The organism is Virgibacillus siamensis (assembly GCF_039522605.1).
Classification (GTDB): Bacteria; Bacillota; Bacilli; order Bacillales; family Amphibacillaceae; genus Lentibacillus; species Lentibacillus siamensis.
In genome coordinates this window covers 79,561-91,699 of record NZ_BAAADS010000015.1, presented here as the reverse complement: position 1 = coordinate 91,699, position 12,139 = coordinate 79,561, and the positions used below count along the sequence as shown (strand labels likewise).

At 43.6% G+C, this 12,139-nt stretch carries 12 protein-coding genes; 6 read left to right on the top strand and 6 right to left on the bottom strand.

The annotated features are described in order from the left end of the window. Nucleotides 1–65: 65 nt before the first annotated feature. Nucleotides 66–245, bottom strand: a complete 180-nt coding sequence (locus tag ABD010_RS10780) for a hypothetical protein (protein ID WP_343812879.1) — start codon at nucleotides 243–245, stop codon at nucleotides 66–68. 262 nt (nucleotides 246–507) lie between these two features. Between ABD010_RS10780 and ABD010_RS10775 the strand changes: the two genes are divergently transcribed. Both ABD010_RS10775 and ABD010_RS10770 read left to right on the top strand, forming a co-directional pair. Continuing rightward, on the top strand, nucleotides 508–960 hold the full coding sequence (locus ABD010_RS10775; protein ID WP_343812877.1) for a hypothetical protein: 453 nt from the start codon (nucleotides 508–510) through the stop codon (nucleotides 958–960). Between the two features lie 92 nt (nucleotides 961–1,052). Continuing rightward, nucleotides 1,053–1,667: a spore coat protein gene (locus ABD010_RS10770; RefSeq protein ID WP_343812876.1), complete on the top strand. Its 615-nt coding sequence runs from the start codon at nucleotides 1,053–1,055 to the stop codon at nucleotides 1,665–1,667. Between the two features lie 274 nt (nucleotides 1,668–1,941). Here the strand turns inward: ABD010_RS10770 and ABD010_RS10765 are convergent, their stop codons facing one another. Together ABD010_RS10765 and ABD010_RS10760 are read right to left on the bottom strand one after the other, a co-directional pair. Further along, nucleotides 1,942–2,115 (bottom strand): hypothetical protein, encoded by a 174-nt coding sequence (locus tag ABD010_RS10765; protein ID WP_343812874.1) that lies wholly within the window; start codon nucleotides 2,113–2,115, stop codon nucleotides 1,942–1,944. Nucleotides 2,116–2,121: 6 nt separating this feature from the next. Beyond that, on the bottom strand, nucleotides 2,122–4,077 hold the full coding sequence (locus tag ABD010_RS10760) for an aconitate hydratase (protein WP_343812872.1): 1,956 nt from the start codon (nucleotides 4,075–4,077) through the stop codon (nucleotides 2,122–2,124). 128 nt (nucleotides 4,078–4,205) lie between these two features. Between ABD010_RS10760 and ABD010_RS10755 the strand changes: the two genes are divergently transcribed. Continuing rightward, the gene (locus ABD010_RS10755) at nucleotides 4,206–4,997 is read left to right on the top strand and encodes a TIGR00266 family protein (RefSeq protein ID WP_343812870.1); all 792 of its coding nucleotides are present in this window, start codon (nucleotides 4,206–4,208) and stop codon (nucleotides 4,995–4,997) included. Nucleotides 4,998–5,077: 80 nt separating this feature from the next. Next, entirely contained in the window at nucleotides 5,078–5,260 is a 183-nt protein-coding gene (locus ABD010_RS10750; protein ID WP_343812868.1) for a YfhD family protein, read from the top strand. Nucleotides 5,261–5,301: 41 nt separating this feature from the next. Here ABD010_RS10750 and ABD010_RS10745 read toward each other — a convergent pair whose 3' ends face one another. Beyond that, nucleotides 5,302–8,061, bottom strand: a complete 2,760-nt coding sequence (locus ABD010_RS10745) for a UPF0182 family membrane protein (RefSeq protein WP_343812866.1) — start codon at nucleotides 8,059–8,061, stop codon at nucleotides 5,302–5,304. Between the two features lie 125 nt (nucleotides 8,062–8,186). Here ABD010_RS10745 and ABD010_RS10740 point away from each other — a divergent pair, with 125 nt between their 5' ends. Together ABD010_RS10740 and ABD010_RS10735 are read left to right on the top strand one after the other, a co-directional pair. After that, entirely contained in the window at nucleotides 8,187–8,435 is a 249-nt protein-coding gene (locus ABD010_RS10740) for a DNA alkylation repair protein (RefSeq protein ID WP_343812864.1), read from the top strand. Between the two features lie 135 nt (nucleotides 8,436–8,570). Beyond that, the gene (locus tag ABD010_RS10735) at nucleotides 8,571–10,562 is read left to right on the top strand and encodes an acetoacetate--CoA ligase (protein ID WP_343812862.1); all 1,992 of its coding nucleotides are present in this window, start codon (nucleotides 8,571–8,573) and stop codon (nucleotides 10,560–10,562) included. Between the two features lie 191 nt (nucleotides 10,563–10,753). On the opposite strand, the gene ABD010_RS10730 is transcribed toward ABD010_RS10735, so the two are convergent. Beyond that, nucleotides 10,754–11,086, bottom strand: coding sequence for a hypothetical protein (locus ABD010_RS10730; protein ID WP_343812860.1), 333 nt, complete (start codon nucleotides 11,084–11,086; stop codon nucleotides 10,754–10,756). Between the two features lie 345 nt (nucleotides 11,087–11,431). Further along, nucleotides 11,432–12,040 (bottom strand): class I SAM-dependent methyltransferase, encoded by a 609-nt coding sequence (locus tag ABD010_RS10725; RefSeq protein WP_343812858.1) that lies wholly within the window; start codon nucleotides 12,038–12,040, stop codon nucleotides 11,432–11,434. Between the last annotated feature and the right edge of the window lie 99 nt (nucleotides 12,041–12,139).

The following is a 12,139-nucleotide window of genomic DNA, read 5'->3' as shown; positions in this document are numbered from 1 at the left end:
TACCCCCTTATCACGCTTCTTTCTTAACTATACCAAAAATATCTCCCCTTTTAACAGTTCACCGTTTATTCATTTGTATAGTATTTCCCGCACTGCACACAAACTTCCACCCAAAGTGATTCTCCATCAGTCAATGTCACCATTTCGGATGCTTCCATTACTTTCTTGCACCTATGGCATATGGACATGACAGGGTCATTATAGTCCAAATCATCAAAGTTATAAAATTCCTCCAGATCTTCCATTCGTTCCAGCCCCTCATTTTTCTTGAATTATATAGCAGTTTTTGTTTATCCGCTAATACATAAAAATGCAAAACGCTGATGCATATCAGTGACAATTATTCATTTTCTTTACAGGAAAACATAATTTTCACCTTCATTCCATACGTCAAAAAAAGTTTTCAGGAATATTTAATTAGTACTTCCAAAAGTTGGTATAAGCAGAAAACCTTTTAACCATACTAAGGCTGAATGATATCAATTCACATCAAGGAGGAATGAACAGATGCGAAAAAAACTTTTGTACCTGATACCAACTGTTTTTGTACTGTTTGTTGCGGCAGCGTGCGATGCCGGTAGCAACGAACAGGAGGAAACAAGCGAGCACCCTGCACAGGAAGCAGCGACTGCAGTCGATCAATCTGCTTCGGAAGATCTGAAAAGCGGAGTGGATAACGTTTTATCAGCAGTAAAAGAACTGAAAGATGTACCAGCTGATGATGCCAAAAAAGTGAAACAAGTCGGCGATAAGCTTCGTGAAAGCTGGGATAAAATTGAAAAAGAAGTGGAAGATAATTATCTCAACTATTATATGAACATCGAACATACCTTATATCCGCTCATTGATGAAACACAAAATGCCAATCCTAATTCCGAAAAAGTATCCAAACTATGTGATGTCACCGTACGTAAGCTCGAAGCATTTAAAGAGAAAATCGGACCTGCTGCAGCATCATAGGATAAAACCCTCTTTTCAGGGGGTTTTTTCTATACATATTGCGCTCGGTTTTCGCTCAAAATAACATTGACTAACTTAAGGAGGTCAATGGAATGCTTAATCAGCAACCACAAAATCAAAACACTCAAGGAACGACTGGCATGCCCGCACAGCAATATGGTGCTCATGACATGTTTGATGCACACGAAGCACTCTCGTCACTCGTTGGAGGCATGGATCAATATGTCATGTACGAACAGCATGTCCAGGATCCTGAATTAAAAACAATGATGCAAAAACACAAGACATTTTGCACACAATTATACAACACAATTGTTGATACGCTGAAGTCCGGGCAAGACCCTTCAACACCAACACAGAGCTACGAAATGCAACAGGATAACAATGTAATTTACGGCATGCAGCCTTCACAGCCGAAAACACCTATTCAGTCAACCACCGAACTGAACGATGAGTGCATTTCCGGTTTCATGCTTGGCTGTATGAAAGCAAACACAACAGCATTTACGTCAGCTGCCCTGGAAATGTCCAACCCGGTTATGCGCCGGATTTTACAGGATAGTATCCCAAACATGTCGGAAATGGCATATGAAATATTTTTATACCAAAACAAAAACCGTTATTATCAGGTTCCAAAACTCCAGCCACAGGATACACAGGCATTCCAGAACAGTTATGCACCAACACAGGGCACCATGCCCCATTAACCGGCTGGATATTAGAAAACTTGGTTGTAACCAAGCCCTTTAGGTGACAGCCATAGTTGCACTTATGCAGTAAGAAAGGATTTTATACTTTCTTAACTGCCCATAAAACACCCGCTCATTGTTCCGAGCGGGTGTTTTTATGTTGTGATTTTCCATGGGGGATTACTGTATGCGCTAAGTTTTGGGTTGTCGCGCCGTATTTTTGCCGTTTGCCGCCGTACAAACGCTACCAAAGAGGCAGCACCTTTCGACAGACCATTCGGAAGAGCATGATTTAATCCAGCAAACGGTTGTTTTCATCTACTGACATAATCCGTGCACCTCTGTCAATATCCTTTACATCATAGCTGCCATCCCCGTCACAAACACTGCATTTATATTGCCAGCCTTCGTCATCGGACAGCATTCCAGAACCTTCGCATGCTTTACATGTGTATTCTCGTTCCATTTATTTTCACCCCTTTGCTGCTTGCCTGTCTTTGGCCCAGTTGATAATACCACCGGCCAACATGATTTCGATCTGTCGCTTCGAGAGACTGTGACGAACTTTAATTTGCTGGTTTTTATCCTTAACATCGATATCAAATTCATATCCCTGCTGAATTTTATTTCGCATATCTGTCAGAATAAGCGTATCCCCAGACTTTAACAGGTCATAGTCTTCTTCCTTTACAAACGTTAGCGGAAGCACGCCAAAGTTCACCAGGTTTTGCCAGTGGATGCGGGCAAAATCTTTCACGAGTGCAACCCGCAGTCCGAGATAGCGCGGCGCCAGTGCAGCATGCTCACGGCTTGAACCCTGGCCATAGTTAAATCCGCCGACTACTGCATGTCCTCCGTCTTCCACGGTACTTTTTCCGCGCTTATAGTAAGTGTCGTCGATAATTTCGAATGTAAATTTACTGATTTCCGGCAGGTTGCTTCGATACGGCAGCACGCGCGCTCCACCGGCAAGGATTTCATCGGTCGAAATATTATCACCCATTTTCAGTAAAATAGGCAATTCAAATTCATCCGGCATGGGGTCCATTTTCGGGATTGACGCGATATTCGGCCCTTTTTGCAATTCAATCGTCTTTGCATCCCCATGTGGAATCGGACTGTCTAGTAAATTAACATCGGTTGTCGGATGCTTTGGATCTTTCACTTTCGGGTAATCCATTTCCAATGTTCGCGGATCGGTGATTTTCCCCATCAATGCAGATGCTGCAGCTGTTTCCGGGCTGCACAAATAAACACTGTCCTCTTTCGTCCCTGATCTGCCCGGAAAGTTCCGGGGTGTGGTCCGCAGACTGTTCCTTCCTGTTGCGGGGGCCTGCCCCATTCCGATACACCCGTTACAACCCGCCTGATGCATGCGTGCTCCTGCCTGCAGCAAGCTTGCAATATGACTTTCTTTTACGAGATCGGTAAGCATCTGCCTTGAAGTCGGGTTAATATCAAGTGAAATTCCATCCGCTATATGCTTTCCGGCAACTGTCTGTGCGGCCACCGCAAAATCACGGAATCCCGGGTTGGCTGACGATCCGATATAAGACTGGTAAATGGGTGTGCCTGCAATATCTTTGACAGGTACTACATTACCGGGACTGGACGGTTTGGCTATGAGCGGCTCGAGTTTGGAAAGATCAATTTCCTCTAGAATATCGTATTCCGCACCATTATCCGCTTCCAATTCAATCCAGTCATCTTCACGGTCCTGTTCTTTTAAAAACCGTTTAACTTCCTTATCAGATGGAAATACGGTACCGGTTGCCCCCAATTCTGCTCCCATGTTGGCAATAACATGCCGGTCCATGGCACTAAGGTTCTTTAAACCGGGGCCAAAATACTCGACGACTTTTCCGACACCGCCTTTTACATCATGACGACGCAGCAGTTCAAAAATGACATCTTTGGCGCTTACCCAATCGGGAAGTTTACCAGTCAATTTAACGCCCCATACTTGTGGCATTTTCACGTAGAATGGCTCTCCGGCAATCGCAAGGGCCACATCAATACCCCCAGCACCCATCGCAAGCATGCCCATACATCCGTTTGCACATGTATGGCTGTCAGATCCAAGCAATGTTTTTCCCGGCTTGGCCAATCGCTGCATATGGACCGGATGGCTCACTCCATTACCAGGTCTGCTGTAATACAGGCCAAAACGGCGTGCGGCACTTTGCAGGAATAGATGGTCATCCGGGTTTTTGTTATCCTCCTGAATCAGATTATGGTCCACATACTGTGCGGAAGCTTCTGTCTTGGCTCGATCAAGCTCCATTGCTTCAAGCTCCAGCATAACCAGTGTACCTGTAGCATCCTGTGTCAGTGTCTGGTCAATTTTAAGTCCAATTTCCTCACCAGGAACCATTTCACCGGCTACCAGGTGATCCTTTATCAATTTTTGTGTAATGTTTAATGGCATGGACATACCTCCTACATAAATATACTTTTTTAGTATATGAATATACGCGAATAATTATTTGCAGGAAATTTGAATCTATTCACGGAAACATACGTAATATTATTATCAAAATAGAAGGGGTGGGAATATTGAATAATCATGAAATTGATTTTAATCTATATGGTGATGATATGCAGTTTGTTGAAGTGGAACTGGACCCGCAGGAAACGGTTATTGCTGAGGCGGGAAGCTTGATGATGATGGACAGTGACATCCGTATGGAAACCATATTTGGCGACGGTTCCGAGCAACAGGGAAGCGGATTAATGGGTAAGCTTCTTGGTGCGGGCAAACGGGTTATAAGTGGAGAAAGCCTGTTCATGACAACCTTTACCAACCAGGGATCCGGAAAAAAACATGTCGCATTTGCAGCACCTTATCCCGGAAAAATAATCCCGATGGACCTGAGTGAATTTGAAGGAAAATTAATTTGTCAGAAGGATTCATTTCTTGCTGCAGCAAAAGGAGTCTCAGTCGGAGTCGAATATCAGAAGAAAATTGGCGCGGGTTTCTTCGGCGGTGAAGGCTTTATCATGCAAAAACTGGAAGGAGACGGCATGTCATTTGTTCATGCCGGCGGTACGATGCACAAAAAAGTTCTGGAACCAGGTGAAACGTTAAAAGTTGATACCGGTTGTCTGGTTGCCATGACCGGAAGTGTTGACTACAATATCGAATACATCGGTGGTGTAAAAACAGCACTGTTCGGTGGTGAAGGCTTGTTTTTTGCAACACTGCGCGGACCAGGTACAGTTTGGATACAGTCTCTTCCATTCAGCCGCCTCGCCAGCAAAGTATTTGCCGCGGCCCCACAAAAAGGCGGTGACAAAGGCGAAGGAAGCATCGCAGGTGGATTGTATGACCTGCTGGGCGGGAAATAGGCACCACCCGAATTTTGTCGAATTAAAAAGCTCCCGTCTGCACATACTACCCTTGAACGTTCAATACAGGGGTGATGAGCATGGGCAGAGATGAGCACAATAAATCGAGAGGCAGGAACCGGCTGGCGCAGACTCCGAAGAACCAAAAGTCGGACGGACGTGATATTGAATTTTCCGAGGAACTTGCCGATCATGATGATAAAATAGCACAGGAAAGAAGCAAAGCTGCGGACAAACGGGTTAAAAATTATTCGCGGAAATAAACACAACGGGCTCAGCCAATCTGCGCTGAGTCCGTTTTATATCATTTCACTTCTTCCAGTTTTCCTTCAATCTGCTCCATGATTTCAGCCGCTTTTTTCCATTTTCCGCTGGACAATGCTTTTTTATACGTATCAAACAGGTCTGACAGATCTCTTAACTGTTCCTCCGCATTGGTTAACGGTTGTGATGAATTGTTTTTTTCTTCGGTATTATTATCCTTTATGGAATCCCCGTCTTTCCCAGTTTGCTTGTCGCCGCTTGACGGATTAATCTTTTTCAAAATCGCATCAAGTGCATCATCAAATGTTCTCTCCATTACGATATGGTCCCCGTAAGCAAGAATAACCCGCTTCACTTCCGGCAATGACGTTGCATTGGAGGATTCGATGTACACTGGTTCCACATAAAGTATCGTATCTTCAATCGGAACCACAAGCAGATTACCCCGGATTACCTTGGAACCGCCCTGCGACCATAAATTCAGCTGCTTGGATATTTTCCCATCCTGATTAATTCGGTTCTCAATTTGCTGTGGGCCGTATATATTTTTCTGCTTCGGAAAACGATATACAAACAGTTCACCGTAATTTTTCCCATCGTTGCGCACACCAATCCAGGAAATCATGTTTTGCCTGTTTTTTGGTGTATATGGCTGCATCAGGATAAATTCTTCGTCTTTTCCTTCCGGCAGCCGCATTGTCATATAATACGGCTCCATTACAATATCCTCATTGAAATATTTCTCAGTCGGAAACTGCCAGGCATCCTCACGGTTATAAAACACTTCCAGGTTAGACATGTGATAGGTTCCATACATTTTCGCCTGTACGGTAAACAGCTTCTCCGGATAGCGAAAATGCGACTTTATATCGTCAGGAATATCAGTCGTAAACATGTCAGGGAATATACGCTGATATGTCTTTAACAGTGGATCATCCGGATTCACAACATAAAAGTTCACATCACCTGTATAGGCGTTCACCGTGACCTTAATCGGATTGCGTATATAATTTTTTTCTCCTTTGTAAGGTTCAGCATTTGGATACCGTTTCGCTGTCACATACGCATCAATCATCCAGACCATGCTTCCGTTATCCCTGGCTACAATATACGGATCTTTATCATAGGTAAAAAACGGAGCAATGCGCTTAACCCGCTCCATGATATTTCGTGTATCAAGCAATTTACTTTCATCGGTAATCTGATCTGAAATCATCATTCGAAAAGACCCTTCACGCAGCGAAAACAACAGCTTGTTGATTCCATTCAAGGGGATCCCCGCATCTGCGTCAAAACGCGTATCAACGTTCTTTTCACCTGATGGATAATCGAATTCATCGACCGCACTGTTAACGATAACGTTTTGATAGGGTTCCTCACCGAAATAGATCTGCGGACGACGGATATCCAGCACCCCTTCTGGCGGAAGGTTTTTCACCATATATTTCGGTTGTCCCTGTGGAGTAACCTGATTAACATGACTCATGGTAATCCCGTAGCCATGTGTATAGCGCAAGTTCTGATTGACCCATGTTTGGGCCTGGTCGGGAAGGTCTTCCATACTTAATTCCCTTGCACCCACAAACACCTGTTCATAGTCCCCGTCAATCCTGTAACGGTCAATGTCAATATCGTTAAACTCATAATAGGTGCGGAATGTCTGGACCTGATTATAGACATCAAGCAGCGGACGTGCATCATTCATCCGTATATTATCAATCGTCTTCTGGTTTCGTTTGACCATCGACTCAGTCAGTGAAAAATTGCCCGGGTGCTGCATTTCCTTAATATCATTCAAGGCATATGCATCTTTCGTATAGGAAAGGTTATACTCAAGAAATGGACGCTCTTTGGAAAATTCGTTCGGCGAGACGATGAAATTCTGGACAGCTGCCGATGCCAATTGTCCGGCAACCAATAATCCGGCGTAAATAGCAACCGGAGTGACCATCCCGCGGAGTTTCCCCCGAACAAGCGCAACAATCATCCATACCGTTCCAATCAATGCCGCGGCGGCCAGGACATAGGCTTTCGGAATATTAATCACCTTGTCCGTATAACTCAGTCCATGGACAACACTTTCCTGGAACAAGCTCACTTTATTGGTCAGCAGCGTGTCAAATGGTTCAAGCATATGAAGGGCAGCCAGAAGCAATCCAATAAAACCAAGTGTTAAACCAAGATGCAGCTGGGCGGAGCGGCTCATTCGATAGATATGAAAAACCGAATAAGCTGCTGCCTCGACTACCAGTAAAAAAGCAGCCAGACCAAGCAGTAAGTAGACAATATATTTCAGAAATGGCAAAACAAATATATAAAAGGAAATATCCAGATTAAAATAAGGATCCGGCTGCCCAAACGAGGCATGGTTTAAAAACTTCAATGTGCGCTCCCAGCCGAATCCCTGTGTAATGCTGCTGCCAAATATACCAATTAATGCTGCAATCCCAACCATGATGGGAATGATTTTTTTCCGTTCCAGCAGCAAGGGCGGTAATTGACTGCGATCCATATGCCCAAGATACGTGTGACGAATCCAGGAAAGGGTAAAAAAGGTAACAACCGCAAATAAAAGAAAACCGATTGCGGCAAGCCAGATTTTGCTTTTGAGAATAGTTGTAAATATCCCTGCAAAGCCAAGCGTGTCCATCCATATGTAATCCGTTATGAACCCAAGAGACAGCAATCCCGCGATAAGCAGCACAACAGGAATAATCAGTATATAGCCGGTGCGCCTCAACACCTTATTTATCCGTGCTTTATGACGTTCCGTAAAACCATTATTTATATCATCACTCAAACACAACTCCCCCTCTCCCATACATCGTACCGTATTCGAGGGTGCCTGTCACCACCCGTTTTTTGTCTAACTTTGGCGGATAGTACAATTATTTTTAGGAATAGTATTAAATGGAGGTGTTTTACATGGCACAACAATATCTTTGTCCGAACTGTAAAACCAATCGGTCACGGTTTAACATTATTGAGCAAGTGGCCAAGCCGGTAAAACTGGACGCACAAACCGGTGACATTATGAACGACTATACAGAAAATGATCCGGAAGTGTTTCACATTACCTACAGTGGTCCACAATACAGAATCCAGTGCGGAGCATGCGGACTGGTTGAAGATGAAATGACCTTTGTGAAGTTTGCTGAGTATGATAATCGATAAATAATATTCGACATAATTCGGGTGGTGCCAGGCACCACCCGAATTTGTTTTAGCCTGGGTCCGGGCACTTCTTTACACAGCGGAAACGGTTTCATATAATAGAGATAATGACTGTACAATTCGAGGAGGGGAAGAATGAGCGAGATACAAGAGGGTACCCTGCTTTGGGAGCCTGATGAAAAGAGAAAAGAACAATCCAATATCTATAACTATATGAAATGGCTCGAACAGCATAAAGGATTGAAATTCAATGATTACCAATCACTCTGGAAATGGTCAACCGATGAACTGGAAAGTTTCTGGGAATCTATTTGGGAGTATTTTGATGTTCAGACAAAACAACCATACAAGACCGTGTTAACCACGCACAAAATGCCCGGTGCGAAATGGTTTCCGGAAGCAACCATCAATTATACGGAACATATTTTCAGAGACCGGGACGAAGCGGAACCTGCTATCATTCACGCCTCCGAATCAAGAGAGACAGATGAAATGACATGGGGACAACTTTACAGAGAAACTGCGGCTTTGCAACAAACACTAAAAAAACTCGGTGTAACAAAAGGGGACCGGGTCGTGGCCTATGCAGCCAATATCTATGAAACTATCGTGGCTTTTTTGGCCACTGCAAGCATCGGTGCAATTTGGTCCAGTGCATCCCCTGACTTCGGTACGCAAAGTGTCATTGACCGCTTTAAACAAATTGAACCAAAAGTAATGATAACGGTGGATGGATACAGCTATGCCGGGAAAAAATTTGACCGGATGCCGGTAGTTGAAAACATCCAGTCAGAACTGCCAACGCTGGAAGCAACAATCGGGATTCCGTTTTTAAATGAAGAAGCGGATTTCAGCAGCTTAAAGAATGCCATTCCATGGAAAGATGCTATCGAGTCAGACGGAAATCCTGCATTAACATACGAACATATACCATTCAATGATCCATTATGGGTATTGTTCTCATCCGGCACAACCGGCAAACCGAAGCCGATTGTTCAAAGTCAGGGCGGTATCTTGCTTGAACACTTAAAGGCGCTTTCATTCCATGCTGACCTTGGTAAAGGCGACCGGTTCTTCTGGTTTACAACAACCGGCTGGATGATGTGGAACTTCCTTGTCGGCGGGCTTCTTACGGGGAGCACAATCATTTTATATGATGGGAACCCGGCTTATCCGGACAAAAAAATGCTCTGGAAATTTGCTCAGGATACAAAAATGACGACATTTGGCACAAGTGCAAGCTATATTACCGCATGCATGAAAGATGAAAATCTCGTACCAGGGAGAGAATTCGACCTGCGTCATCTGGAAAACATCAGTTCAACCGGTTCACCGCTTCCGCCAGAAGGATTCCAGTGGTGTTATGATAATGTCAAAAACGATCTTTGGATTGCATCAGCAAGCGGCGGAACCGACGTCTGTACGGCATTTATTCTCGGTACACCGATATTGCCGGTCTATGCGGGAGAACTGCAGTGCCGCGGTCTTGGTGCAAAAATTGAAAGCTTTGATGATGAAGGACGCCCGCATATCGATGAAGTGGGTGAACTGGTGCTGACCGAACCATTCCCGTCCATGCCAATTTATTTTTGGAATGACGAAGATGGCAGCCGCATGCATGACAGTTATTTTGATATGTTTGAGGGAATTTGGCGGCACGGGGACTACCTCAAAATCACTGACAGGCACACGTGCGTTATTTACGGACGTTCCGATGCAACCATTAACCGCGGCGGCATCCGTATCGGCACGAGTGAAATTTATCGCGCAGTTGATCATGTCAAACAGGTGGCAGACAGCCTGATTGTTGATATTCCAGGGAATAATGGTGATTCCTACACGCCATTATTCGTTACCATGCAGGATGGAGAGGAATTAACGGAGGATGTTCAAAAAACAATCAAAAAAGAAATCCGGGAAAAATGTTCCCCAAGACACATTCCTACTGGTGTCTACCAGGTTCCCGAACTGCCAACAACGTTAAATGGAAAGAAATTGGAGATCCCCGTTAAGAAAATTTTGATGGGTAAACCTGTCGATAAAGTCGTCAATAAAGGCTCACTGAGCAATCAGAAATCACTCGATTATTTCATAGCTTTTGCGGAAGAGCAGTTTGAACGAAATTAAGAATTACCATGATAAAAACGCCCGAAGCAGCAGATACCGCTCCGGGCGTTTTTTTGATTTGTTTTGAGATGCATATTGCTTCCTGACGATTCCGCTTCATGATTCATCCCTGCTTTTGAACAGCTCTTTTAGCAATTGTCCAATTTCCTGCCAACAATTCTACTCTTACCACACTGTCAAACAAGCTATTGTTAAGCAAAACACACCTTTATGGCCCCTTCCTTTTTAGCAGTTTCCAGACAGCTGTCGATAAACTTTAAGATTTCATCCTGCTGCCACGCATGGAAATCCTGTTTTCCCTTTTTACTTAAGTCTTTACCATAAAAATGATGATACTTTTTCATTGCATTTTCAATCCGATCCAATGTTAGTGTTGCCACCCCGCCGGAACCACTAACACCTGCATTATATTCATTTGCATCAAATAAATCATAAAACAGAGGAGCAACTATATCCCCCATTGTGAAGCGAACATAACCGATTTCTTCTCCTGCAATATTATATGAACTGATATCATGTCCCAATCATCCATCCTCCTTCGTTTTTACAGCCATGAATAGCACACGGAATACTGAAATATACAATTGAAATAACGAATAGTGGCAGGTTAAATGTTTTCGATTGAAGAAATAAAAACGTGTAGTAAGTTAAGAAAGGTTTACCGGAAGTGTTTAACATTTTGAAATGACCATCGAAGCTTTCTTACTATGTGGCATGTATGGGAAATTCTGTGAAGCGGAAAAGCAGTGGAATATGCTTAAACGTATCATACACCGTTTCAATATAGTTGTCAAATAAATCAAAAATTCATTTCAAAACCTGTTACAATAACTGATAACGCTTGCTTGCTAAACCTTTATTACCACATATTACTTATCCGGTTTCGCCCAGATCAATTGTATGATGCCTGACCAGTGACTTTGCGTACGTTCTATCTTCAGATGTGATTGTTCCACGATATTCGTAATATTTCGGTCGCAATGGCATCCAACCGCTTTAACAAATAACGGATCAATCAGCTTTTGGGTATTGGACAATAAAAAATTTGAACTGATCCCGTGTTCCATCAACAGAACGGTTCCATCCTTTTTACACCAGTTATGAAGGTTATTCAATACCTGGGTTGGATGTGAGTAGCCGCACAAGGTAAGGGTGGAAACAATACAATCAAAAGAGTCAGAGTTGAACCGCAATTCTTCCACATCCTCCTGAAAAAGTTCTGCATTCATTTGGCATGCCGAAGCGGTTTTTCGTGCAGTTTTTATCATTTCTGGGCTGAAATCCACTCCTGTAAGGTTAACATCTTCACGATTATAGAACCGAAAATTTGAGCCGATACCGACACCGACTTCCAAAACCTTGCCATGAGCACCATTCAACAGCTCCGTCCGCCACCTGGCCAGTGTCCGGTTATTAAGCGCCCGTTTATACGTATCTACCTGTCTATCGTATTTTTTAATCAGTTTTTCTTTTTCCATTTGCCATCAACCCCGAATTTATTTTGTATTATTGAAAAGCCGTTTCACAATCATATACCTGCGCTGACTGAAATATTCACGAACAAAAGTGTCCAATAC